At 42.3% G+C, this 26,420-nt stretch carries 15 protein-coding genes; 5 read left to right on the top strand and 10 right to left on the bottom strand.

Annotation, left to right across the window (positions count from 1 at the left end; genetic code table 11):
* Window positions 1-34: 34 nt before the first annotated feature.
* Both MUCPA_RS18600 and MUCPA_RS18595 read right to left on the bottom strand, forming a co-directional pair.
* Window positions 35-1,573 carry a RagB/SusD family nutrient uptake outer membrane protein gene (locus tag MUCPA_RS18600; RefSeq protein ID WP_008508486.1) on the bottom strand — a complete coding sequence of 513 codons (1,539 nt, stop codon included), beginning with the start codon at window positions 1,571-1,573 and terminating at the stop codon, window positions 35-37.
* 24 nt (window positions 1,574-1,597) lie between these two features.
* Window positions 1,598-4,789 (bottom strand): SusC/RagA family TonB-linked outer membrane protein, encoded by a 3,192-nt coding sequence (locus MUCPA_RS18595; RefSeq protein WP_008508485.1) that lies wholly within the window; start codon window positions 4,787-4,789, stop codon window positions 1,598-1,600.
* A gap of 631 nt (window positions 4,790-5,420) precedes the next feature.
* Here MUCPA_RS18595 and MUCPA_RS38310 point away from each other — a divergent pair.
* Complete coding sequence (locus MUCPA_RS38310; protein WP_169316187.1) at window positions 5,421-5,582, top strand: hypothetical protein; 162 nt, start codon at window positions 5,421-5,423, stop codon at window positions 5,580-5,582.
* Between the two features lie 155 nt (window positions 5,583-5,737).
* Here the strand turns inward: MUCPA_RS38310 and MUCPA_RS18590 are convergent, their stop codons facing one another.
* The 6 genes from MUCPA_RS18590 to MUCPA_RS18565 form a co-directional block, all read right to left on the bottom strand.
* Window positions 5,738-7,198 (bottom strand): hypothetical protein, encoded by a 1,461-nt coding sequence (locus tag MUCPA_RS18590; protein ID WP_008508483.1) that lies wholly within the window; start codon window positions 7,196-7,198, stop codon window positions 5,738-5,740.
* Window positions 7,199-7,264: 66 nt separating this feature from the next.
* Window positions 7,265-10,021, bottom strand: a complete 2,757-nt coding sequence (locus MUCPA_RS18585; RefSeq protein ID WP_233276767.1) for a TonB-dependent receptor — start codon at window positions 10,019-10,021, stop codon at window positions 7,265-7,267.
* Window positions 10,022-10,156: 135 nt separating this feature from the next.
* On the bottom strand, window positions 10,157-10,600 hold the full coding sequence (locus tag MUCPA_RS18580; protein WP_008508481.1) for a MarR family winged helix-turn-helix transcriptional regulator: 444 nt from the start codon (window positions 10,598-10,600) through the stop codon (window positions 10,157-10,159).
* A 692-nt stretch (window positions 10,601-11,292) separates the two neighbouring features.
* Window positions 11,293-12,072 (bottom strand): cytidyltransferase-related domain protein, encoded by a 780-nt coding sequence (locus MUCPA_RS36230; protein ID WP_008508479.1) that lies wholly within the window; start codon window positions 12,070-12,072, stop codon window positions 11,293-11,295.
* Between the two features lie 121 nt (window positions 12,073-12,193).
* Window positions 12,194-12,760 (bottom strand): Crp/Fnr family transcriptional regulator, encoded by a 567-nt coding sequence (locus tag MUCPA_RS18570; RefSeq protein ID WP_008508477.1) that lies wholly within the window; start codon window positions 12,758-12,760, stop codon window positions 12,194-12,196.
* A 90-nt stretch (window positions 12,761-12,850) separates the two neighbouring features.
* The gene (locus MUCPA_RS18565; protein WP_008508474.1) at window positions 12,851-13,210 is read right to left on the bottom strand and encodes a nuclear transport factor 2 family protein; all 360 of its coding nucleotides are present in this window, start codon (window positions 13,208-13,210) and stop codon (window positions 12,851-12,853) included.
* A 244-nt stretch (window positions 13,211-13,454) separates the two neighbouring features.
* Between MUCPA_RS18565 and abc-f the strand changes: the two genes are divergently transcribed.
* Window positions 13,455-15,041, top strand: a complete 1,587-nt coding sequence (gene abc-f / locus MUCPA_RS18560; RefSeq protein WP_008508472.1) for a ribosomal protection-like ABC-F family protein — start codon at window positions 13,455-13,457, stop codon at window positions 15,039-15,041.
* A gap of 109 nt (window positions 15,042-15,150) precedes the next feature.
* Here abc-f and MUCPA_RS36225 read toward each other — a convergent pair whose 3' ends face one another.
* Entirely contained in the window at window positions 15,151-21,573 is a 6,423-nt protein-coding gene (locus MUCPA_RS36225; protein ID WP_008508469.1) for an alpha-2-macroglobulin family protein, read from the bottom strand.
* Window positions 21,574-21,749: 176 nt separating this feature from the next.
* Here MUCPA_RS36225 and MUCPA_RS18550 point away from each other — a divergent pair, with 176 nt between their 5' ends.
* The gene (locus MUCPA_RS18550) at window positions 21,750-23,330 is read left to right on the top strand and encodes a hypothetical protein (RefSeq protein WP_008508468.1); all 1,581 of its coding nucleotides are present in this window, start codon (window positions 21,750-21,752) and stop codon (window positions 23,328-23,330) included.
* A 38-nt stretch (window positions 23,331-23,368) separates the two neighbouring features.
* Here MUCPA_RS18550 and MUCPA_RS36220 read toward each other — a convergent pair whose 3' ends face one another.
* Window positions 23,369-24,757: a tetratricopeptide repeat protein gene (locus tag MUCPA_RS36220; RefSeq protein ID WP_008508466.1), complete on the bottom strand. Its 1,389-nt coding sequence runs from the start codon at window positions 24,755-24,757 to the stop codon at window positions 23,369-23,371.
* A gap of 170 nt (window positions 24,758-24,927) precedes the next feature.
* On the opposite strand from MUCPA_RS36220, the gene MUCPA_RS18540 reads away from it, so the two are divergent.
* Window positions 24,928-25,512: a Crp/Fnr family transcriptional regulator gene (locus MUCPA_RS18540; RefSeq protein WP_008508464.1), complete on the top strand. Its 585-nt coding sequence runs from the start codon at window positions 24,928-24,930 to the stop codon at window positions 25,510-25,512.
* Between the two features lie 112 nt (window positions 25,513-25,624).
* Entirely contained in the window at window positions 25,625-26,044 is a 420-nt protein-coding gene (locus MUCPA_RS18535) for an OsmC family protein (protein WP_008508462.1), read from the top strand.
* Window positions 26,045-26,420 lie beyond the last annotated feature (376 nt).

Below are 26,420 nucleotides of genomic sequence, written 5' to 3'. Positions count from 1 at the left end.
TACTGAAATGCAGCACAGAATTTACTTGCTGATATTATAACTTAGGATTATTATCAATTTCGGATTGCGGAATCGGTAAAAACTCAAGCGATGCGTTGTAATAAGGCAGCGGTTCGGTAGCGAAATAACCTTTGCGCCTCCAGCGTAAAATATCTACGTTACGTACCTCTTCGCAAGCCATTTCAGCGGTTTTTTCATGTATAATGGCCTTAACAACATCTGCTTTAGTTGTAACCGGAAACTGCGCGGTAGGATAAGCCGGCATAGCTACGCTTGGCCTTGCCCTTACCTGGTTTAAATAACCAACAGCGGGGCCGGTATTACCCAATTCATTTTCACACTCAGCCAGCATTAACAGTACTTCAGCATAGCGAAGTATCCGCTGGTTATTGCTGCCGGGATGGAAACTGGCAGTAGCCCTATCTTCTTTATAAATCAATTGAAATTTACGCCACCCTGTTTTTATTTTAACCCCATGTACAGTAGATGAATTGCCGTTTTGATCGGCATCAACCAATGTTGATGTGTTATTATTGAAAGTATCACCTGTTTGGTAAATTGTAAATGAATACCGGGGATCGGTTTTGGCTGCGCCGGTTACGGTACTTTCAAACTCGTTCAATACCCTGTCAGAAGGAATAAGGTTACGCCAGCCTATCGGGTTATACTCCTGGTTCCGTATGGTGGTTTGCTCAGCTGCGGCACCATCACCTGTACCGCTACCCCAGTTAAAGTTATTGTCGCCTTTATCGGCATAAATCATTTCGAAAATGGATTCATTGTTAAACTCGGTTTCCTCTTCAAAATTGTCAAGATACCGGGATGTAAGCGAATAACCGTCGACACCGGAGGTAGGTATTTTCAGCAAAGCGGCCTTAGCACCTGCATAATCTCCGGTTTGCATTAATACGCGCGCCAGCATGGCGTTTGCTGCCGATGCTGTTGCACGCCCGAGGTCTGTCGTGGATTTACCGGGTAATGCTGCAGCTGCGGCAGTAAGATCACTTACAGCCTGTGCGAAAACAGCGGCGACCGCCGATTTTGAACGATAGTCGTCCGGCGATTTCACCTGGGTAGTATAGATAGGAACACTACCCCACTGGCTTGCTAACTCATAATAGGCCCAACCCCTTAAGAAAAGAGCTTCGCCAACCCGGTTTTTAACAAGGGCGCTATTATCGGTAACGTTGGCTGCGTTATCGGTAACGGTACAGGCCCTGTGGATAACTACGTATAATGAATTCCATACAGCATTCATTACCGGGTTGGCCGGATCAACTACACCGATCAATATCTGATTTCGGGGTGCCTCTAACTGGCTGCCGCCGGTGGCTACGTCATCACTACGCAAGTCGTGTAAAAAAAACCATTCGCGCGCTACCAGGTTTGAAGCATGCCAGGCCGAGTACACCGCGTTGGTGGCCTCGGTTAACTGCGATGAGGTGTTAAAATAGCTGGAACTTGCTACCGAGTTAAGGTTAGTTTTATCTAAAGCGCTTTTGTTACAGGATATTGTTATTAAGGAGGCAAATGCAAATGTTGCTATGCCCGCAAAAACTATCTTTTTTTTCATGTTGCTCTGTTTAATATTTTACTTTTAAAAACCTGCCTGGATACCAAACTGGAATGACCTGGCAGTGGGGTATTGGCCAAAGTCGACACCATTTGTTAGTGTCCCGTTTTTAGATCCGATTTCCGGGTCTAAACCTTTATAGCCAGTTATGGTAAACAGGTTTTGTGATGATACGTATAAACGCAATGATTTAACGCCAACCTTTTGGATATTACTGATTACAGACGGAGATAATTTGTAACCAAGCATTACGTTTTTCAAACGTAAATACGATCCGTCTTCAATCCAACGTGAAGACAAACGGCCGTTACGGTTAGGGTCTGAATTGATGGCACGCGGCATATCTGTGCTGGTGTTAGATGGTGTCCAGGCGTTTAATACAGCTGTACCGGCGTTAAATAACCTCGGCATTCCTTCTAATATAATGCGTTCCGCGTTCAAAACTTTGTTTCCTTGTACCCCCTGGAAGAAGATTGCGACATCAAAATTTTTGTATGACGCGCTATAGTTTAAAGAATAGGTGAAGTTTGGCAGAAAACTACCCAGGTTGGTACGGTCATAGTTGTCAATAACTCCATCCGGTACGCCATTGGGGCCGCTGATATCTTTAAATTTAATATCGCCCGGAGCTGCGCCCACCTGTTTGGGGCTACTGGCCACCTGAGCTGCGTTTTGGAAAATACCATCAGTTACCCAGCCGTAAAAGTACTGGACGGATTGACCAGCAACGGTATTGGTAAAGGCGTCGCCACCACCAAAGTCGGGGTCGTTGCCCGAGGGGATTGAGGCGTTAGGCGTATTTAAAGATACTATTTTGTTACTAACAGCACTGATTAATCCCGTTACATCGTATTTAAAGTCGCCCTTGGTTTTATGATAACCTAATTGAAATTCAAAACCCGTATTGCGCATAGCGCCTATGTTTATTAATGCCCCGGTTCCTAAAAAGCCGAAACTTGTAGGTGTTGGCACATTTAAAATCAGGTTATCTGTTTGCCTACGGTAATACTCAGCAACGATGGTGAATTTATTTTCAAGTATACCTAAATCTAAGCCGATATTGGCCTGTTTGGTTCTTTCCCAGTTCAAATCAGGATTGGTTAACCCATTGGTGTACGAGCTGTTCGCGTTTCCTGATGCACTTGCGTTTCCGACAGGATAATAGGCCTGGTTAATTTGCACCAGCGATACAGAGGGATAATTACCTACCGAACTCGGATTAATCCCGGTAACGCCATACCCTCCTCTCAACTTGAATTCAGAAATATAACGGTTATCCTTTAAAAAATTCTCTTTATTAATATTCCACCCAACTGACACAGCAGGAAAGTTTGCAGATTTATGGGAAGGTGCCCATACCGACAAACCATCCCGGCGAATTGAGGCGTTAACGAGGTATTTCCCCTGGTAATCATAGGTAAGCCGGCCAACCAATGATTGTAAAAAATTGTCCTCATTGGTATTATTGGCAGCAATGTTACCCGCGCCGTTTAATGTTTGTACCTGGTTGGTATTTTGAGTGCCCGATTCAAGTTGATTGATGTAATGTAATGTTTGTTGCTCATAAACCGCCAGGGCTGTAATATGATGATTACCAAAGGTGTTGTCAAAAGTTAACTGTTGGGTTCCCAGCCTGGTGAAATAGTTTTGACGCTGGTAAGCTACAGAGGCCGATGAAGCATTTAATGTACCTCCATCATTGTAAATAGGTGTATAATTACTGGTGTAATTGCTGAGGTAGTTTGCGCCAAAAGTCGACCTGAACCTAAGCCAGGACACTATGTTAACATCAACATAAGCCGTACCGAATATATTGGTTGAATTGATCTGGTTATTACCTATCAAAGCGGCCTCTACCGGGTTGGTTGGATCTGAACCATCAAAACTACTGATAGGCCCCTGGAACCCTCCGGCCGTGGTTGGATCATGCAGAGGGATGTAAGGCAACATACGCACCACATTTGTAATTGGGGTACGGTTGCCCTGAGTGGCATCATAATGCTGCGTTGACCCGGCGATGTAAAGATTCTGGCCGAAGGTGAAATATTTACTAACTATATGGTCTGAATTAATGCGGTAGTTTAAACGTTCGAAGGTTTGCGCCTGGGCTATACCATTCTGTTTGTAATAACCTATGGCCGAATAAAATCTCGAAACATCATTGCCGCCACTTAACGAAAAACTATTGGTTGTTATTAACGCGTTTCTTACAAAATATTCGTGTTGCCAGTCGGTATTAGTTTGCGCGTAGGTTTGCGCCGCACCGGCATAAATCGGCGCGTTAAAATTAGCAGGCTGCAAACGTGGCGGCAGGTTAGTGCCATCAAGCGCGGTGGCGTATTGAACGTACTGGTTGGTGTTTAATAAGTTATAGTATTTTGCCGGGCTTTGAACACCTGCCGAGGCATCGAAATTGATACTTATCTTCCCATTCCTTGTCCCTTTTTTTGTAGAGATCAGTATCACGCCGTTTGTTGCCCTCGATCCGTAAATGGCCGCGGCACTCGCGTCTTTTAATACCTGTACGTTATCGACGTCTTTTGAATCGAAACCATTTAAACCTCCCGCCAACGGAAAGCCATCAACAACATATAGAGGATCACTGCCAAAACTGATTGAACTGATACCCCTGATAGACACCACCGGCGATGAACCCGGGCCACCGTTGCTGGTTACATTTAAACCTGCCACGCGGCCCTGCAATGCGCCGTCAATACTGGCTACCGGCAATGCAGTTAACGTAGCAGCGTTTACAGAGGATATTGCACCAGTGATGCTTGCACGCCTTTGTGTGCCGTAACCCACAACTACTACTTCGTTTAAGCTTTTGGAAGAAGGTTTAAGTTGCACTTTTAGTAACCTAAGACCGCGAAGAGGAACCTCCTGTACATCGTAACCGATAAAACTGAACACCAGAATACTGTTTGGATCGGTTACAGTTAATTTAAATTTGCCATTTCCGTCAGTGGTTTTAGCAACCGCGGTTCCTTTTACCTTAATAGTTACTCCAGGTAAAAGTATCCCGGCTTCGTCGGTAACGGAACCTGTCACAGTTATCTCCTGAATTTTAGTAACAATTGCCAACCGCGGCTCACCAACATTGCTGGCAATGATTGCATGCTGCCCGCCATCGGCAAATGCATGGCCTGCCATGCATAATACCGGAATTATTGGCAGCCGGTAAATTTTGATTGTTTTAAGTAAATGATACATCATAGAATGGTTTCTTGATTTTAGGTTGAGGGATGATTTATTGGTTAATTGCTATTTATTGTACTTGGTATTTACAGATGAGGTATCAACAGATCCATCTCGATGAGTAAGCTATTATTTCAATACCGCACACATCAATACAATCGGTTGCCTAACTGATATTAACTTTTATTATAATTGGTTTATTAGGGGAAGTATAATATTTACATCAGCTAATTTAGCCTGATAATAAATGGCCAAAGTATCACTGATGTTACAATTTAGTAGTTTAGATGTTGCTATTCCGCCACCAAACACCAACAATCGACTGTATACCATTTTTATGCGAAACATTAAAGCCCCTGTTGGGTATAATTTTATACTGTGATAATTGAGTATGACAGCTTACTCAATACAATACTCCAAGCACCCCTGACCGTGACGCAAAATTGAACAGTATTGACAATAAATTTCAATCGATAGCATTGACTTATGATGCTGATGATATTGTAATGAATTTGCCAAAATGCTTTTGGCCAGTGGATAGCCTTGTTAATATCAGGCAATAACCAAGAGATCAGATTTTAATGGCCGTGCACCCTATCGTTTTGAAATCCTTAGTGGACTGCAAAATATCATCTGCAAAAAGAGTTTCATGCAGACCCACGCAAAACAGGTCTTTTATTTTTTATGGCAATGGATACCGAAATCAAAAGGCAGGGACAGCATCAACCACCGTTTGCAAACATCCCGACAGAAAATTAACAAGGCTGGCCTGCTAACCACAGGGTTTACAGCTACACGAATAGTGGTATAAATAGTGCGTGGTATGCGGCGGAGGGGAATTGATGCGTCATTTGGCAGCAATGAGTTGGCGCGGAGTGGATGGCACCAAAAGCTATAAAGCATAAAACGAGATAAGCCGCCATAATCAGCAGCTTATCTCGTTTTACAGTATAGTAATTCAGAAATTTATTTTACCACTCCAGGAGTAGTGTAAGGAATGTTTTGTGGATCGTAAGATGCCCAACCTGTAGACCAATCAGTAGTTCCGAAAGCGCCTCTGTAAGCCACTTTTTCAAAAAATGAATCGGTGTATTTTGCGTTGGTAAACACAGCGCCGGTTAAAGCAACTGCACCCGATTTCAAAGTAAAGTTCGGCGTTCCGTAATTAGCATTTGTTGACGCTTTGAAGTCAGTTCCGTATTTTAACGGATCAGCTAACAAGTCAACAACTGATTTTGTAGCATCAAATGTATTTGTTGCACGCATTGCAGTTTCAAACGCAGCCTTGTTTTGACCTTTTACTTCGTTGCCTTTAGCATTACAGTTATAAATGATGTTATCTGTAAATACGATGCTTCCGCTTGTGTAATTAGTTGTAGTTGCACCAGCTGTAACAACTGTACCCTCATCAATATAAATACCTTCAAAATAATTGGTAAATAATGAGTTGGCAATGCTGATAGAAGAGTTACGACGGATTTGCGCCGCATGTTGAAAGTTAGCATTCAGGTTAGACAAGCTACCACCGGAAGCGGTAACTGCTAATATCGGGCCAACAATGGTCATGTTAGAAAAAACCGCTTTAGTTTGTGGTAAGTTATTTGAACCCGAACCATCGTTATCTGATTCAAAGCCGTTTGAACCCGAAAAATCGGCAACTACCTGTGCACGTTGGGCTAAACCAAACTGAACTTTACCTGAGTAACCAAAATCGGTATCAAAATCATCATCAGTAGTACCAATGGCCAATAAGTGCTTCGCGTTAACAGTACCGCCAAACCACTCGAAAGCGTCATCGCCAGAACGGTAAACCTCAATATAATCTAAAGTAGTACCAGAGCCAACACCGCCCATGGTTAAACCGTTGATCTCGTTATCTGGTGAAAAAGGGATACCTGCGTACTCAATGCGTACATAAGAAAGTGTACCTGAATTATCGGCAGCATCGGTACCACCGTATTGGATGTACTTAGCCACATCGCCGCCATTGGTTGGTACTAAACCACCCTCAATATTAGGTGTAGCAGTTGGATTTACAGGTGCTTTACCCAAAAGGATAACTCCACCCCAGTCACCGGCCGAACGGCCACCCGCTGCAACGTTAGATGTAAAAACAATAGGGTTAGTTGCGGTACCAACAGCCATAATTTTTGCGCCCCTGGTAACAACCAAGGTACCTTTTGTAGGTTTGTCACCTTTAACAATTGTACCTGCGTTAATGGTTAATGTAGCGCCATTAGTTACATAAACAAAGCCTTTTAATAAATAAATTTTGTCTGAAGTCCAGGTAACGCTGGCAGAAATATCGCCGGTAACCTCAACTACATTGGCGTTGTTTACAACAGGTGTTTCATCGTTGCTATTTTTTGTACACGCGGAAAAGAAAAGTGCCGCAATGAACATTACAATTAGTGAATGCTTTTTCATATTAATTTTCGTTTTTTTTTAAATTGATTTTGACCTTTTTATTACTTGATTTCGATATATGAATGGTTAAAAGGTATAGGAGTAGGATAAGGTAAATGTTGAGCCGGTTTTATAGCGGTTAAGAATGGATCCCTGGGCCAGGCTATAGGTAGCTACGCTCTCTTTATAATAAAATAAAGTATTTTGGTTAAGCAGGTCGCTGGCGTTGAGCTTAAACTCGCCTTTGTTTTTGAATACCTTATATGCTAACTGTACATCGAGCACATCTCGCGGGTTTTCATAAACGGAAGGGTATTGGATGCCTGCCGCAAAAATTCGCTTACCAACACGATTATATAAAACATTGGCACTTAATTTATTATTGAAAGCGGTTTGCAATAGCCCCATATTGATCACGTAAGGTGCCTGGCCAACCATAGGGCGGGAGCCGTTAGGAAGCTTGCTTTTATTATCGTCGATAACTTTTGAACTAATTAAAGCCAGATTGGTATAAAATGTTGTATTTTTTAGTGAAGGTGATATAAAATCGAGCGTTTTGCGCAATTCAAACTCCACCCCCAGATTGTTGGCCCGTTGCACGTTAAAATAACTGATAATTGGCGTAGATACCTGGTCGTCAATAGTTTGCTCAATTGCGTTGTTAAAGTTTTTATAAAAACCAGATATAGATATGATCTGCCCTGCGGATGGGTAAAGTTCGTACCTGATATCAAAATTTTGGATCTGGGTGCTTTTTAAAGTTTTTGAGCCTATTACAGTAGCTAATAATTCAAAGTCAAAATATCCGGTTTCTGATAACTCCCGCAGCTCAGGCCTTGCAACCGTGCGTGAGTATGACAGCCTGAAATTAGATTTTGGGGTAATATTATAAGTAAAGTTAGCTGATGGCAAAAAATTCAGGTCGTTAAGTCTTGTTTCGGTTGTGGTAGCATCTCTATCATTCAAATGCAGGTCAAATTTCTCCACACGTAATCCCCAAACCAATCTCGTTTTATCGCCAAACTTATTATCAAGCATGGCATAACCTGCGTTGGTGAGTGTATTTGCCGTATAAGCATCTTTTAAAGATGTGATCTCAGTTAGCTTATAGTAGCCTTTGTCTATTACGCTTTTACTGAATATTTGATTAAGTGGCAGGTCGCTGGTAGCTAAAGCTTCAGGATCACTGCTGTTGATATAAGGGCCGATAAATCTCGGCGTAAACGATCTATCGCGATATTGTGATGCTGCGCCTAATTTAAAAGTGGCTTTTTGTTTAAAAAAGTTAACCGGTAAACTGTAGTCTGCCTGGCCAGATATGATATTTTCATTCAGATCAGCAAAGTAACGCGCGTTTTGCTTACCTACAGAACCATTATCCGCCGAGTAAACATTACCTTTTAATGCATAGTTGGTTTTGCGTTGATCGGGCTGATTATTAGTGAAATTACTAAAACTTCCTACCCAGGTCAGTTTTGAATTTCCGGCTAAACCATGATCACCTTGCAGGGTACCTTTATATAACCCTTTTTCAACAAGGTCGAACGCAGTGAAGTGGTTATCCGGAAACGAAGTACTTTCATTGTACCCGGTGCGGTATAAATACAAATCGTCAAAAGTACGGTTGTATATATTTTTAAAGGTTATACGATTTTTGCCATAACTATAAGCGAAATTGGCCAAAGCACCTACACTGGTAGAAAACTTGTATTTAGTATCGTTGTACTGATAAACATTGTAATCGATTGTTCCATTCTGGATGGTTTGCAGCGAATTACGATAAGTTAGCGCAAAAATGGCACCGAAACGGTTTCCATTTTTACCTATATCCTTAACCAAGCCCGCTGATAACTGGTAATTTTGGTTAGGAGCGGCAGTTAAATGGTAAACATTAAAATTAGAATTAAGTGATTTTAAAGGTGCGATGCTCTGTTGATTACTTAAGCCGTTAGTGCTTGTTAAAGTAGCCGTTGATGGAAAGTTGGAAGGCAGCTTTCTGGAACCATTATCAAAGCCAAAATAATCAGAAAGATTTCGGTATCCGCTTTGAAAATCTTTAAAGGTAGTGTTGGTATTATAACCCAGGCCAGCGTTTATAGAAATGAAATTCTCATCGGGAATATCTTTGGTAACAATTTGTACCGCGCCGCCTGCAAAATCTCCGGGAAGGTTTGGTGTAGCGGTTTTATTGATAATAATATTATCGATCAGGTTAGCCGGAACGATATCAAATGAAAATGCTTTGCGATTGGGCTCGGTGCTGGGCAGTGATGTGCCATCCAGCATCGCGTTATTATAACGGTCGCTCAAACCACGCACTACAACAAACTTATTATCTTGAATGGTGGCGCCGCTAACCCTGCGTAACACTTCAGACGCACTTTTATCCGGTGAACGCTTAATGGTTTCAGCGGTTATACCATCGGTTACAGCTGCGTTATTTTTTTGGGCAGCATATAATGAGTTCACAGACTCCTGTTTAAAGGTTGCCCTGATGGTTACCTCATTTAAGGTTTGCGATTTTGATTCGGCTAATACAACATTCAAATTAGTTACTTTGCCTGCAGCAACTTTTACATCTGATATCAGCTTGTTTTGGTATCCAACATATTTAACCATTAAGGTGTAGGTGCCAGCTGGTAATGTTAAAATATATTCGCCATCAACATTAGCCGAGGCACCTTTGCTATTTAACTGTACTAAAACAGTGGCGCCTATTAAGCTTTCTCCCGATTTTTGATCGGTTATTTTCCCGGTAATTTTACCTGTATTTTGAGCGTAGCCTGCGTTATATATAAACACAGTAATTAGGAGAGCTACAATAATTAAGTATAGTTTTTTCACGCTTCTTTTGTTGGTGCAAAGTTACCCTGCCCTAAAGTTCGAAACGATTTTCGCGGGTTATGATACCAATATATGTTCCTTAAACCAGCATTACCAATAGTTGACTGATTGAACTATTGGTAATATTTATGCGTATTAATCAAAGCCCTGGTTCTTTATATGGTTAAAGTTTTCGCTTACCAGTTTCAATGCCCTAACACAATTATGCCGCTCCTGCCAGGTGAGGTGCTCGCCCATTGCTTCTGTAAATTTCTCCATCTGGTTGGTAAAACTATCGGCAATTTCTGTAGCCCGGGCTGTTAGGTTGATCTGGTTGCTGCGCCTGTCTTTATGGCTAACTCTTTTTAAGATGTAACCCTTTTGCACCAGTGCATCAATAATTTTAACCAGGTATGATTTTTCTATCTGCAGGCCTTCGCAAATTTGTTTTTGAGTGCAACTGCCGCCAATCCGGTTGATAAAAACAATGATCTGCAAGTGTTGATATACATCGATATCCTGAAATGATTTTAATAAAAACTGATGATAAGCTTTATGAACAAGCATAACCTGCAAGCTCAGATCTTCTCCAAAATTCATAATAACAATAAGTTACCGGCCCATCAATATCAATGGCAGCCGATGATGAATAAATTGACAACTAAGAGTGTTGATGGCTAAAGCCAGGAGAAGGAAAAAATCAGACGAGGATTGCCCGATGTAAAATGTATTTAAGATATACAGGTAATGGTTCGCTTTCTTTAATTGCGTACCCTATTTGCGAGCGAACACTTTTTACGCTTAGTACTAAAAACGAAAAAATAAACGCCAGTTGAACAACTGGCAATATCCGTACTTTGGTTGGAAGTGGTGGGCGCGAAAGTTGTTTGTTTTTTATAATGTCCCAGTGGTGCTTGAAAGTTTCATGATCGATATGTGACTGATGACAGGCATGTCCATTTTGAACTGAAAAATGATGTGTACGCCGTGGCGGTGAAAATGCATGCGGCCCGATAACCGGTGAGGATATAAGCAACATTACAGCTAAACCATATAAAAATTGCAGAACTCTATGCCCCATTTTCCAATTGATCACAAGTCAAATTTAATGGAATTTTAATGCGAAATATGCGTTGATTTATTTAGTTATAATTATTTAACCTATAATTAACACCAAAACCCTCTCTCACTTCGTAATGAAGCTGTACCTTGTATCATAACTCTCGTCCCCGGCATCTTTCCACGGATCTTTATTCTGTTCATATTTTAAGTTGCCTTAGCCAATATTCCTGTTAATCCCCTATTACTGTTACCGGATACCCTAATCCTTCAATAAAATGGCTGAGCAATCCCTTGTAAGTTTCAATCTGCCGAAAACGCAGTATGATGGGTAAATCAAACATCTCCCCAGGCTTTACCGCATTCATATCCCGGGCAATAATAACCTTATCGAAAATTTGTTCAGCTTTTTGTAACACATCATGGTGCTCTTGCTGAAAAGGATCAAAACTACCGGGATATACAGCAATGCGCGGCTGCCTGACACGTACATAATCCATCAGGTGAACAAGGGCCGGGTTATCTACCTGTTGGCTTAATTGCTGCAACACCTTTAAGCGGCCAGCCTGGTAAGCCAGAAAATCGGCGAACTGAAATTCTTTAAATATCTGGTGTTCGTATTCAAGCAAACGGTCGAGTGGTTGCCTCAATATATTCAGATCCATTTCGCTAAAAACCGCCGAAAGCGCCGTAGTCGGCTGATGTGTTTTGGTCTCGTTTATTATGCTTGTAATCTCCGCTCTTAATCCAGTACTTCCGTTAAAATGGCAATTGAATAAAGCGGCAGAATCCTCTTCGTTGGTTGCTGATTTAGGATCATAAATTGCATCGTGGTATACAACCGCCCACAATAAAGCATCCTCGTGCTGCAGGTTGCGCTTCACAATCTGCTGTAACAAATCATTTAAGTGATCTGTAGTGTGGTAAAAGCGGTGGGGTTCGTTATATCGCTCATATACCTCGCCGGGGATATTTAACCTGCTCAATATTTCCTTAAAACTTATATTCATCATTGACCTTGTTTTTATTGGTTAGCCATTATATGGAACGTGAAACAGATTGATCTTAAATTCTCATATCAAGTTCCATTCGTCTCTTAGTTAAGCAGGTAGTACGCGCCCTTCGTATTGGGATTTATGTTTTACGGATGATGCTTAAAAATACAGGTGTAATACCTAAATAGGAGGCAATGTGCTTCTGCGCTATTCTTTGTTCTAATTTGGGATATTGTTTCTCAAATAGCTCATACCGTTCTTTGGCCGTTTTTGAAAGGTTCAATGTAGTACGCCGCTGGTAAAGGTAGAATCCATTCTGCACCAGGATCCGGAAAAAGCGTTCCAACTTAGGTACCTCCGTATAAAGTTTCTCCAACACATGGTAACTTAAATAAAACACTTCGGTATCCTCCAGGGCCCCTATGGTATAAAAGGCTGGGGTTTGTTCTGAAAAACTGGCAATATCTACAGCCCACCAGTTTTCCGGGCAGAACAGAACATTGTGCTCTTCGCCCTCTTTGTCAGTATTAAAAACACGCAGGCATCCTTTGTTTACAAAATAAACGTTCCGGCATATCGCCCCTGCATGTAGCAATATCGAATTCTTTTTCACTGCTTTATGCTGCAATTCAGCTTTGATAAGCTCCGTTTCCGCCGTATCAAGGTTGATGTGCATTGCAAAATTGGTCAGAATGAGCTCGTACATTTTATGTTTTTGGTAAAGATAAAAATGTACAAGCTCATTTATCGGGCGCCGGCTCCAATTTATCTCAAGCCGGTATTAAACTTGTGCCGCCTATTTTAAGGGGCCAAAGAAGCTCACCAGTCGGGTAATCTTGTTTTCGTCGTTAAACTCAAAGTAATCAAAGCCTTCTTTGGTTTCTTCAGGCAAAACAACGTTCCAGGTGTAGCGGCCAACGTTGTGGTGGTAATCGGGCAGGGCCAGCACATTGAATGTGCGGACCGGAATTTTTCGTAAGGAACCCTGGGCAAGTTCGGCAATCCCATCCACACCTTTTACCAGCGCAAAATTGGGGTCGGTGTAAGTGGCATCAATAGCCCAGCACTTGGCAAATTCAGCCCTAAATTCGTCCAAGCCCTTCCCGTTCCAGGCGGCTACATACTGCTTAATCATTTCTTCAACTGATATTATCATTTTGATTGAGTTTAATTAATACAAAGGACGACCCCACAAGCCAGAATAAAATTAAAGTAGTTTAATAAATCGATCATTCTCTTTAACCTGGCTATACCTTTTTTGGCTGCAGGTTTTTTTTATTATTTTTGTATCGATACTCAAAGACACCGCTCTATGTGAAAAATAATTTCTTTCAGAAAAAATAAGCAAATGCCTTTATAACAGGTTTTTGCAATTATTCACTATTTAAAGAAAGAAATTAATGCTTATCCTTCAAGATATTACCTACGTACATCCCAACAGAGATTTATTGTTTGAGCATATCAATCTCGCCATCAATAAACAAGATAAAGTTGCTTTGATTGGCAATAACGGGGCCGGAAAATCCACCCTCCTGAAAATTTTATCCGGGAATTTAATTGCTGCAAACGGATTAATTAAAGCCGGTTCCAGCCCTTACTATGTGCCTCAGCTTTTTGGCCAGTACAATACTTATACTATTGCGCAAGCTCTTGGCATTGAGCATAAGCTAAGGGCCCTGTATGAAATTTTAGACGGCCATGTAAGCGATGATAACATCGCCTTAATTAACGACGACTGGGCAATTGAAGAACGCTGCCGGGAAGCATTTGCCAACTGGGAGCTTGATCTACCAGACCTATCAAAAAAAATGGAGACCCTTAGCGGCGGACAAAAAACAAAGGTTTTTTTGGCAGGAATCAGCATACACCAGCCCCAAATAGTTTTGCTGGACGAGCCGAGTAATCACCTGGATCAAGTTAGCCGGGATATTCTTTACCGCTATATCAAATCAGCCACTCATACTTTGGTAGTGGTTAGCCATGACAGAACCTTATTAAACCTGCTCGATACTGTTTTTGAACTGAGTAAAAGCGGCATCACCGTTTATGGCGGCAACTATGATTTTTACAAAGAACAAAAAGCCATTGAAAGCGATGCCTTAAGCCAGGATCTGAGAAACAAAGAAAAAGCCCTGCGCAAAGCCAAAGAAACGGCAAGGGAAACATTGGAACGGCAGCAAAAACTGGATGCCCGCGGAAAAAAGAAGCAGGAAAAGGCCGGCGTCCCCACCATCGTAATGAATACCTTGAGAAACAAGGCAGAAAAAAGTACGTCGCGTATAACAAACGCTCATGCCGAAAAAGTGGGCACTATTGCACGGGATCTGGGTGAGCTACGGACGGCCTTGCCTGATATGGGTAAAATGAAGATGGATCTCAATAATTCGACACTTCATAAAGGCAAAGTGCTGGTTACCGCCCGGGAAGTTAATTTTAGCTATCACGACCGGCTGCTTTGGAGCCAGAGCCTGAATTTACAGATTACCAGCGGCGAGCGTATTGCAATTAAGGGACCAAACGGCTGCGGTAAAACAACCTTAATCAAAATGCTGTTGGGGAAACTCACCCCAGGCCACGGAAGCATAGAGCGGGCCACCGCTAAAGCGATTTATATCGACCAGGATTACTCCATAATTGATAACCAGCTCACCGTTTATCAACAAGCCCAACAGTTTAACAATAATGCCCTGCAAGAACATGACATCAAAATCCGCCTAAACCGCTTTTTATTTTCCAAATCGCAGTGGGACAAGCCCTGTAGTGCTTTGAGCGGCGGAGAAAAAATGCGTTTGATACTTTGCTGCCTAACCATCAGCAACCAGGCACCCGACATGATGGTGTTAGATGAGCCTACCAACAACCTGGATATTCAAAACATCGAAATCCTAACTTCAGCCATCAATCAATACCAGGGTACACTCCTGGTTGTTTGCCACGACGAGTATTTTTTAAATCAGATTAATGTGCAGAGGGAGATTGTGTTTTGATGAGATGGCACTAATGTAGTATCTAAAAAAGTGGGAGAAATTGATTACTCCCACTTTTTAAATCTAAGATAAACAGTAACATTTATAGACTGGAGGCATTTTCCAAGCCCTACCGTTCAATCACCATCCGCGCCCCATTGCTATGAGCGCCAAACTCTGGTGCGTACATACTTTGCAGGGTAGTGATACCAGTGGCATAATTACCGGGCTGAACAGCACGGAGGCTGTATTCAAAAACGTAGTTACCTTTTTTAAGATGATCGAAAAAAAAGTTGATCGCTGCATCTTTTACTTCCTGGTAATAGTATAAACCGTCCTGGTATTTAAAGCTGGATAACGCATCGGCGGGCTCCGTACCCGACGGGCGCATATCTTTTAAATGGATATAATCAAAATCCCTGTCGGCCGCCATATAGATCACCACCTTGATAAGGTCGCCGGTTTTAGGGTGATGTTGCGCATCAACTGCAGTCAGCAAATCTCCGGCATCGGTATGTTTCAATATAAAATATTCGCGTTTTAGTTGCACGCTGGTATTCGACGATGTTATTTTATCCGGTTTTTCAGTATACTGCCAATACATAGCTCCCCAATTGATGGTTTTACTATGATTTGCTATCGTTATTTTACCCAACGAGGGCTTAATTTGCCCATCAACCCAACTGGTTTTAATATAGCCCGAACCTGCCTGCTCTGTTATATCCGGTTTTAACAGCGATAGAGGCCGACCATCAATAGTTATAGTTGCAGCCGGGGTACTTACCGGCAAAACCTCGGTTTTTGATAATAAGGCGTAACAAGCGGCAGTTGTTGCCTTAGTGGTACCCCAATTATTGGTTTGTTTATTACGAAGCAGCCAGATCTTCATCTCTTCGACGGCTTTAGGGTTACTTGCGGTTTCGGTAAACAATTCTATCATTAGCGCCTGCATTTCAACAGGCGACTGGTTCCAGTAATAGCCAGCCCGGTTTTCGGCCCAATACATGCCTAATTCGTCCGATTGGCGCGCTCTTTCCAAGAGTGATTTAACGATAGCTGCCGTTGTTTCCTTAATATGATAACGAAACAGGGTAAGCGCTATCATGCCCTGCTCATACACGGGGTGCGAGTACCACTGCTTTGCCGCCCTGGTTAAATAATCAGCGCGGGTAGCTTCAATATCGGCATCTTGTTTCGCCTGTTTAAAATAACTGCGCGCGTACCAGGCGTGTATCTCTAAGGAGTTGACAGGCCTTTCAAAATATCTTTTATTTATTTTTCTTGCGTCCAGCTCATCGTCATTCAGTTGTTTGTCCAGGTAAGCCAATGCGCTATTACTCATCTTATCTAATATCACATTATCTTTTGGGGCAATATTTAAAGCCATTAGCTGCCCTATGCCTGCCAGAATATGTTGGGTAATATACCTATCGGCGTACTGGCCCGCAAACCAGGGGAAGCCACCATTTGGCAATTGTTTTTTAAATAGTTTAAGCAGGTTTTGCTCCTGTTCGTCGCCCGTCTTTTTCAGGTCGAATAATAATGCAATGCGTTTTTTTTGCTCTGTTTGGCTGGCAGCGTCGCGTAACCAGGGGGTTTCTTCCAACAAAGCAGATTTTAACCCCGGATTAGTTTCCAGGTTGGATAACAGCGCCTCACTACCGGCATTTTTCCATTGCTCAAAAACCTGTTTTACCTGCGGGTAACGGCTTACAATAGCGGTGGCAAAACTGTTGGCATAATAACGGCTAAACACCTGCTCCGAACATTCGTACGGAAACTCCATCAGGTAGGGTAATGATTGTATGGCGCTCCAAACCGGGTATTGTGTGAACTCGAACGTTAAGGTTTTATTTTGGAGCGTAGTACTGTTTGGGTTCAACAATTTATCAAAGCTGAAGGTTTGGGTTTTGCCGGGCCGCAACATTACCGGCATGCTCTCGGTAACCAGCGTACTGTTGGGTAATACGGGCAGCGTATTTTCTTCACCATCGCTATGATTGCCGGCCACCGCGGTTAAGCGGTAAGTAAGGGCGTTAAGCCCAGGGGCAACAACCAGCTTGAAAAGCACGGTACCGCTTGCCTCGCTGGTAATACTAATTTCCTGTTCTGCCGTTTTGGGATCTGCCAGTAAGTTAACCGGCTGCATATTGAGCGCGTTAAATAATTGCAGCTTAACCCGTGCTTTTAAATTCGCGGTTGTTAAATTAACCGCCTTTGCCGTAAGGGTAACCGTATCGCCTTCACGCAAAAAACGTGGCGTATTGGCGCTGATCATAATTTCCTTTTGAGTAATTACCTCCCGTTCCAGGTAACCGGTTTTTACATCTTTGGTATGTGCAAAGGCCCTGAACTTCCATTGCGTGAGCGACTCGGGCATCGTAAAATTTATCACCACCTGCCCTTTTTCGTCGATATGCAGTTGTGGATCAAAGAACGCCGTTTCAGCAAAACTTTTCCGAATGGGTATAGGCTTAACATCTTCCCGCAATGAGTGAAAAGCTTTGTAGCCGTTGTAATGATCAGCTATTTCGTTATCGGGCTTTATAACAGGGGGTGGAAATCTCACTATTGCTTTCCTTGGACTAACGCTATCTTCTTGCACCTCTATGATATCCGCGCTGCCTGTGGGTTCATCTATTCTGATCTGACTATTCGGATCGCCCTTTTGCTCTTTTTGGCCTGGGTTGGCAAACATAAGCTCGCGTGTTGTAGCCGATGGCGGCCCATGCAATTGACGCGGCAACACTATAATCGGCTTTATCCCCTGCACAGCCATCGCTTCACCAATTACGAGCCCTTTAAAGCTGAATATCAATTTGGCATGGTACGGAACTTTTATTCTAAAATACCCAAACCAATTGGTTGCAGTGCTAATTTTAGTATGATCTATCCTGATGCCTATCTTGTCAAACAACCCGCCAGCAGAACTTACAACCCGGCCAACAACATCGAACCCATTTTTTACAAGTGCGGCATTTTTTGTGTAAAGATCAGCTAAGGCCCGGTCGCTTGCCAGGTGTTTTGTTCTTCCCGCAGTTTGAAGGGGATAATTTCGAAAGGCGCTGTTATAATCGCCGTAATAATCAAAATCATGCATATCAAGCTGTTCATAGCCACGCTCCTTTTTATCCGGATAACTGCGATCATCGTCCTCTGCGCCGGTAGATACCATTTTCGAAATTTCACCATTGTCCCATCCAAAATACAAAGGCACAACGGGTTGATCAAACAGGTCTAAATCCCATCTTCGGGCCGGTACAATGTTATCCAGCGAAGCATCGTACATACCGGCCAACATTTCGGCAGATTGCCTTTCGTTAGCACCGCTCACCTGCAGCTTCCATTGTTCCTTTTGGCCTGGCTGTAATTTATTCCTGAAAGTTAAAAACTTAACCCTTAATCCTTTTACGGTATCCCTAATGATGATGCGTTGCTGTAGCTTATATACCCGGCTACTGTTGATCATGATAAACTGCACATCAAAACTATTTTTCACGTGGGGCGGTACAGGTATAGTCACCCGTTTTTGCATATCGGCATCCAGCGGCAGCCACCTCGACGATAAAAGCTTTGCACCACTGTAGGTTTCGAGCAAAAAGGTACCGCTTTTGTTGATACCGATTAAAAACTCCGCCGAGCCCCCGGGCGCAAGCTCTGTATTTACCGGAACTATCCAGTTATCCCTTTTTTGCGCTGGTGCCTTACCATTTATATAATTTACATATTTGGTAGAAGATACCGTATCGCCATGCGCTGTTTTTGCGGTCAGTAAAATACGGTACATCCCCGAAGCCGAAGGAAGCAGTTCGCCTAAATCTATCCCTGCACTTCCCTCTTTTAAAGTAATGGCTGTTTCTATAATTTTTTTTACGGCTTCTAAATGGCCGTCCTCATCCTCGTCGCCATAGGCAAAAAAGGGAAAGCTACTTTTAAAGTCGGATTGGCTCATCAAAAACTGATCGGGCTTTAGCCACTTACGTTCTTTAAACACTCCCGGGCTTTTTAAAGCCGTTATCTGTATAGACAGGTTTCCATTTTGAGGCTCATTATTAAGATTACTAAGGCTAACTATAGTTTTTAAGCGCTTACCGGCCAATAGTGTTTCCGGTATTTCGGCAGTTAATTTTAGCGGATTAGCTGATAAGCTGATAATGGTTGATGATGATTGGGTTTCGTTATTCATATCGGTTACATCAACATTGATCGTGTAAACATCTGTTTCCTGCTGATCGAGCGGATTAACTTCTGACGCGCCAAATTTGATACTGAAGCCGCCATGCCCATCAGTTGTAAGGGTATCGGTTGCTATTTCGGTTATGCGTTCATTATTACCAATGTATTTCCTTCCTGTTTGGAAAGAATACACCTTTCTGCTTGTTGCTGTCCTGCTAATGTGATAGGCTACACGAGCGCCGGCCAGGCCATAACCTGAAAAAGCGCTTACATTACCCTTAATAGTTACACTATCATTCAATCTGTAATTCTTGGTAACCGGGGCAAAATCAATCTTAAAAGTGGGGCGCTTATACTCTTCAACCGAAATACCTGCTTCGCCATTAGGGCCGGAGATCAATAAATTACCATTCTGAATATTTTGCGGAATAACAAAGGATGATGCAACCGATCCAAACTCATTGGTTTTGAGCTTGATTACTCTCAATTGCTTTAAATTTTGATCCCGGAATATCAATGCTAATTCCTGATTGGGCACCACGCTGCTTTTACCATTAGCTTTTTCTATTTGCAGGGCTTTAAGGTATACGGTTTGCCCGGGGCGGTATAATTGCCTGTCGGTAAATATCAGCGTCTTCGTTGCTTTTTTATCAGCCGAATCGGTAGCGGTATCATTACTATAGGAGGTGTATTGATCATTAATTACGAGCTTATCACCGCTGGTTTTAAGGATGATATTAAAATCTGAAAACTGCGAAGTGGATACAAATTTACCCTCAGCATCTGTCACGCCCTTTATGGTGGCTTTTTTATTTTTTTTACCGGTATCGTTTCTGTTCAATGTAACCTCTACCCCTTTAAAAGGTTCGCCGGTTTCGCGGTCAATCACCCTGATTTCTTCGCGTTTACCAGGCACCGAACGCCTGATGCAAGCCAGCCCACTTACTGAAAAATCAGTTAATTGAGCCAGGCTATCGTTTTTGTCAGATGGTTTTACCAGTAGCAGATAAGTGCCCGGTTTTAACGGTGCAATTTTAAATTCGGCGTGATGCTTCCGGTAATCCGCAGAACCAGGCAGATTGAGCAATCCGGTTTGTAAGGGTACAATTGATTTGAGGTATTTGAGCGAAGCTTTATTGGACGTAATTTCCGCGTCATAGTTTCCCAGTTTTTGTAAACAGGCTTGTTGAGCATCAGTAAGCTGGTAAACCTGGTATGTGGCTTTATCAATATTGCGATAACCCAATAGCGCCAGGATAGGTTTATCCGGCACATTGATATCTTCCATCATACCATCAATTTCTTTGTGCAAAATATCCTTTATAGCCGACGCTGCATTTTTTGCACCAAAGCTTCCGGGATATTGTGTAACGGCACCTTGCAGATAGGCTATGGCCTTGGCTAAACTATCTTTTTCACTAAAATAGGAGGCCAATTCAACAAGGGCATCGGCCCTGATAGATTTTGCCGAGCTATCGGCAGCAATGCCGCCTAAACCAGCTAAATACAGGCTATCAGTATTCTTTAGTTTTACATTATGGTATAAAAAGCTGAACCTGATCAGGTTGAGATCGGCAAGCGCTTCGCCGTTGTGTTGCTGTAAATGAAAAGCGCTTGCCTGTTGCAAGTATTTGATTCCCCGGTATAGTGTAGATGCAGAATCCGTAGTTGCTACATTAAGCGCCGCAAACGTTTTGCCATCACTAAAAAACCGCTTATCATCCAGCGAAAATGATAGGCGGGGTTTGGTAATGGCAGGTTCTTCGGCCAAAAAATAACCAAGCGCGCGGTGCAATAACAAATCGTACAGCGTGGGCCTTAAAAACCGGTTCTTTTTATTACCTGATAATACCCCGTTTAAAACATCAATTGGGGTAGCCTGCTCCTTTTCTGCATCGGCTAACGATTGTTGATAAAGTGAAGTAGTTGCCGATATAATGGTTGATAAATCCCAGGTTCGGAAATCGATACCCGGTTGCGCAATTTTGCTGCGTTCGCTGATCTCATATCGTTTGTCTTGATCATATTGCCAGTACATATTGGCCAACAAGGACTGAAGGACAGGCTTTACCGGATAACCGGACCTGTTGATATCGTTCTGAAGTGTAGTAATTACGGATACCAGCGCATCATCTTCGATATAAGTTTGGAAGGTGAGCCGGTAGATCGTCGCCTTAACTATTTGTGCCGCATTATTCTCCTTACGGGCTAATTGGTCAAGCCTATCAACTTCTTTAAGTGCCGATTTAGGTAAGCCCACATTACTCAGCGAATCAATTTTGAAGGCTAAATTGTTGTATTTAACTTGTGCTAAGGCCTGCGCACAAGCTGTTAACATGGCCACGGTCAGCAAAACTCTAAAATGTTTAAGGCGCATAAAAACGTGATTGGTTTATAGCAGTAAGGTAGCAAATATTTGTATTTAATATTTAAACAGCATTCTTAATATTTTAGAGAAAAGTTGTTTAATATCGGTAGAGAGAGGGTACAAACTATGTTAATATTTCGTTCAATAATGGCATTTTGCTTAATTTTAGGCTTTACCGATATGAAATGACATTAGTAACCGACCTTTTTTCAGCCGACATTATTGACGAGCAGGACGCCGCAGAGTTACAACGGAACCTTAACAAACAAACTGGCGGGCCTGGAACACCGTTAGACGTTTTATATCTTTTTTTCGAAAGCAAAGTAATAACAAGGCCAAGCAACGGGGGCTTCTTTATTTCAATAGCTCCTTTGAGGGATTACCAGAGCCAACACACCGAAGCCGAGACATTGACCTACCGGCAACTTCTGGATATCCTGTTTAATAATGCCCTGATAACGGAGGTTGTTTATCAAAAGCTCAAACCCTTCCCACTGCCCGGCAACAAGTATGCCTATTTTGGTGCACTTTACCTCGCGAGCGAGCTAACATCCTTCTACCAGTATTTTACGATAGAAGCACAATTAGAATTTGCGCAGCGGCTTAACGGAAGGGACAAATACGGCTATGACGGCATGATTGACCACCGGAAAAAAGATAAATTACTACGGGATATCAAAGCGGGGAAACTCGAAACCTATCTTGATTTTTTTAAATATAGTTTTTGTTGCCGTTACATTAAATTGGATAGCTACCTGGCACAACCGCAAAAATTACTTAAAAAGCTCGCCGGAATATTTAACGAGCTTTGCTATAACGCCTTCGCCATTATTGAGATCAGGATGGTTGAAGATGACTTTGCCGGAGAGCCGACTTATGATAACAAACAAGCTACCTTATTGATAGATACCGGCGCACGCACGTATCAGCATACTTATACATTTTCTGTCGGCGAAGACCGCCAGGCCTATAAACTCTCGCTAATTCTGGATAATCTATTGACTTTAACCAATAAAATACTTGCCGACTACACCTGCAGCTACAGGTTCACCAGCATCTCGAGTTGGAGGTTACATGCAACGCTGTTTCCCAGCGCCAGTAACCGCTATGCCATCTGCCGCCTGGAGCAGGCCAATATCCATATTTTCGAGTTTTATGATATGGAACGGAAATTTTTACACACCAGCCTAATTCCGCCGGTTTACCGCTTTCCGCTTTCGTATCCACGTATTGAGTATGCTATTTTTCATTTTAAGGCTTGCGGACTGTTGGCCCACTTAAGTGCTGCACAACTGAACGAAATAACCGGCGGCATCTACACTAAAACTTATGATGCTATTGGCGATTTGCTTGTTGAATTTCCAGGCACCATAGCCATGGTTAAGCAAAATGTCGCTCCGGGCGAAAAACCCTATCTGAATTTTTTACAAGCGCTAAATCAAATCTGTAGGGGTGTACTGAACTTTACCGATATAATTGACGGGATCCCTGCAAACTTTGACGATGCTACTGAGGATAGTTTTAACGTACAGTTTATCTGCAACAACAAACAACATCAGGTAACCTGCAAACTGTCGTACAAATATTTTGATACCCAAATTATCTATTACGTGATCACCGAAATTATCAGAAAAGATTATCCCGGCTATCAATTGATACAATTAATAAGCGGCCAATACCACCATGATTATTTTTTATTCGCCAGCAAGCAACAAAATGATTACCTGCTCAAAATGAAGTTAAGGGAAGCTATAGACCGGTTTTAAGGAAATCGGGCTTACCGTTACTTATTCCCTTGGCAATGTTAGGCTTGTGGCTTACCTTGCAAACCACCGGCCTTTACTGTTTCCTCAAGGATCTTCATCTTCGCCTTGCAAACCCCATCAATTGCCAGCCTCAATACCTTTTGGCCGAAATCTGTGATTAAATCCTTTTTCTTAAGGATGGCATTCATATATAAATCGGCCGAGTCGATATCTCCGGTTTCGGTAAAATACCGGCACATGCAAGCGTAATAGCCCGCTACCTCGCTCTTATTGAATACTTTCTGGTCTGGATAAACCTGATCAAGGTCTGTCTTGTTGTGAAATACCGCTAATACTTGATCTAACTCGCCATTTGTAATAAGCTGATTACTGTAATGTATCTTGGCAAATAAATAATCCGGATATTGGGTGTACATTTCCTCAATTGCCCGGTTAGCTTCTTCGGGCTGGTCTTTAAAAACATAGGCAAACTGTAATATATTATAAAACTTAGGCTTCCCGGGGAACTTTTTTATCGCCTTTAATGTTCCTTTTATTGCCTTGGTATACTCGCCTTGTTCTAAAGCCAGGTCAAGTAGTTTGAAGTATTCATCTTCCTGCTCTTGGGTATCAAACTTATCATCATCAGATACCGAATTGCCGATTTTGTAACCCTTGCCAATTTTTGATTCCTTGAGCATTGCTTTGGCTTCAGGCGTACGAATGTATTCTTCGTAAGCCTTATTTATTTTTTTGAAAGCCTTGATATAGTTTTTAAAGGCTCTCTCTTCTTCCTCAACAACGTAATTTGCAAATTCATCGGTATCAAAGTCGTCATCATCAAGTTCATCATCGTCGAAATCATCGTCATACAAATCATCCTGGTTAATCGCGGCGAAATTGCCTTCGCCAACTGTACGTGTTAGGGTGTTAATAATGCGTTTTGTTTCGGTGGGGTTATCCTCCTCGTCAAATATATAGCAGGGCTTACCTTCAAAGCCAAACTCTATGTCAATCAGCTCTATCTTTTCGTCATCCTCTTCAAGTATAAATTGGGCAACAGCAAAATCCTTATGGGGTTTAAAACCTAAATCTTCGGCATAAGCTATACTCCCATAAACAATGTTATGCGCCAGGGGATATTTACACTTTTCCAGGTTAGGGATGCTCGATCTGAAATGCTGATATTCTTGATCCGAAATATTAAATTCGTAAAGGGTACCTTTTAAGCCCAGGCAATATAAGTCAACTAAATAAAGGCCAACCGTAAAGTTGCCGGTTTTATGCTTCCGCGCAATTATAATATTGCATATCCCGGTATCCTCCCAATCGTCGCTGATCAGGCATTCGGCAATGGGCAACGAGCGGGCATTGTTTTTAATGTAATTTTCCGGGCTCAATTGTGCCGGTTTTAAGGATACAACCTTTCCTTTTTTATTTTTTGACATAGAGCCAAAATTAAAAACCTTAAAGCAGAAAAAAAATATTATGACAGATAATGTACAGCAGCCGGGGTGCTCTTATACACAAAACGATTGAATGCACGGTTTAATATGCTACCGAAATCGTCAATAATAAATCCGTCAATCTATATATTTGGCCAGCTAAATAAAATCAAATGGATCCGTTAGACAGATTAAGATCAACAATAGGCAATATATCGGGCATGAGCCAGCAAGATTTTGATCTTTCAAAAGCGTACTGGCATCCTAAAGCCTACAAAAAAGGAGAGTTTTATAATGAGTATCGTAATGTATGTAAATACCTGGGCTTTATATTGACCGGTGTTTTCAGGATCTATCGTTTTGATGAACGTTCGGGCACCGAGAGAAATATGTTGTTCTTCACCAACGATCAGTTTATGAGCCCCTATAAAAGTTTTTTCAGCCAGATGAGTTGCGATTATTATACCGAAGCCATGACGGCGGCAGATATTTTATATATCCATTACGATCATCTGCAGCACCTATATAAAACATCACCGGCCTGGGAAAGGTTCGGGCGTATTTTTGCCGAGTCGGCCTTGCATTCCGTGATGTCAAACACTGAAGGTATGCTGTTTAAAAGCGCTGAAGAACGTTACCAGGAATTAGTCAGCATTCATCCCGATATCTTTGATGCAGTACCCTTGTATCATATCGCATCCTATTTAGGCATCGAAGGACCTTCCTTAAGCCGTATCAGAAAACGCCTGAAACAATAGATGACACTGTCGTGATAAACTATTTTTAACACTTTAACCCAGGTTAATATTTCCGGGTGTTTTGCAGGGTACTTTTGCTTCGTCTAATCACAAATACAAAAAAATAAAAATCATGAAAAGAACAGCAAATGCACATTGGAACGGAACACTGCAAGCAGGCCAAGGCGAAATCAGTACTCAAAGTACCGTACTTAATAAAACACAATATTCGTTTAAAACCCGTTTTGCCGAAGGTATTGGCACCAACCCCGAAGAATTGATAGCCGCCGCGCATGCGGGCTGTTTCACTATGGCTGTTGGCGCCGCTTTAACCCAAAACGGCTTTACACCCGGCGATTTAACTACCGACGCTATTCTTGACCTGGATATGGCGGCCTTAAGCATTACAGGTATTCATTTAGAATTAAAAGCCACTTTAATTGATGGCGTAAACGAAGACTTGTTTAAAACCATAGCCGAGGGCGCTAAAGCTAATTGCATTATCTCTAAAGCTTTAAACGTACCCATTACCTTAAATGTAACTTACGCGTAAGTAGAAAAACTTATCGACATCTTGAGTATCCCACCGGGCCTCACCCCGGAAAAAACAGGGATGACATTTGAAACCTGTAGGCTATTTTGCGCAGATAGGAAAAGTGCGCAAAAGCCTGACTGCACGCCGGGCCGGGAGCTGGCCTCGCGGGCGGAAGGATCGGGCAGTCTTGATTTTTTTGGTTACTTTTTGTATCAAGACAAAAAGTAACAAGCCCTTCACGCGGCGATTGAGCGTGCCGATGTTCTAAATTATGAATACTGATTATCTAAGCAAAGATAGCACATTGATAATCAGCGCACCGAATATGACGCATACTTACCGCTTTTAGGAGATCCCTCCTCAGGTCGAGATGACATGATGGAGAGAATTCAGC

The sequence above is a fragment of the Mucilaginibacter paludis DSM 18603 genome (assembly GCF_000166195.2).
GTDB classification, from domain to species: Bacteria; Bacteroidota; Bacteroidia; order Sphingobacteriales; family Sphingobacteriaceae; genus Mucilaginibacter; species Mucilaginibacter paludis.
Note: the sequence above shows the minus strand (reverse complement) of the source record. Positions and strands in the feature narration are given on the sequence as shown.

Coding starts and splice junctions, on each gene's coding strand:
- MUCPA_RS18600 (WP_008508486.1), bottom strand. CDS start 1,573: ATGAAAAAAAAGATAGTTTTTGCGGGCATAGCAACATTTGCATTTGCC.
- MUCPA_RS18595 (WP_008508485.1), bottom strand. CDS start 4,789: ATGATGTATCATTTACTTAAAACAATCAAAATTTACCGGCTGCCAATA.
- MUCPA_RS38310 (WP_169316187.1), top strand. CDS start 5,421: ATGCAGACCCACGCAAAACAGGTCTTTTATTTTTTATGGCAATGGATA.
- MUCPA_RS18590 (WP_008508483.1), bottom strand. CDS start 7,198: ATGAAAAAGCATTCACTAATTGTAATGTTCATTGCGGCACTTTTCTTT.
- MUCPA_RS18580 (WP_008508481.1), bottom strand. CDS start 10,600: ATGAATTTTGGAGAAGATCTGAGCTTGCAGGTTATGCTTGTTCATAAA.
- MUCPA_RS36230 (WP_008508479.1), bottom strand. CDS start 12,072: ATGATGAATATAAGTTTTAAGGAAATATTGAGCAGGTTAAATATCCCC.
- MUCPA_RS18570 (WP_008508477.1), bottom strand. CDS start 12,760: ATGTACGAGCTCATTCTGACCAATTTTGCAATGCACATCAACCTTGAT.
- MUCPA_RS18565 (WP_008508474.1), bottom strand. CDS start 13,210: ATGATAATATCAGTTGAAGAAATGATTAAGCAGTATGTAGCCGCCTGG.
- abc-f (WP_008508472.1), top strand. CDS start 13,455: ATGCTTATCCTTCAAGATATTACCTACGTACATCCCAACAGAGATTTA.
- MUCPA_RS36225 (WP_008508469.1), bottom strand. CDS start 21,573: ATGCGCCTTAAACATTTTAGAGTTTTGCTGACCGTGGCCATGTTAACA.
- MUCPA_RS18550 (WP_008508468.1), top strand. CDS start 21,750: ATGACATTAGTAACCGACCTTTTTTCAGCCGACATTATTGACGAGCAG.
- MUCPA_RS36220 (WP_008508466.1), bottom strand. CDS start 24,757: ATGTCAAAAAATAAAAAAGGAAAGGTTGTATCCTTAAAACCGGCACAA.
- MUCPA_RS18540 (WP_008508464.1), top strand. CDS start 24,928: ATGGATCCGTTAGACAGATTAAGATCAACAATAGGCAATATATCGGGC.
- MUCPA_RS18535 (WP_008508462.1), top strand. CDS start 25,625: ATGAAAAGAACAGCAAATGCACATTGGAACGGAACACTGCAAGCAGGC.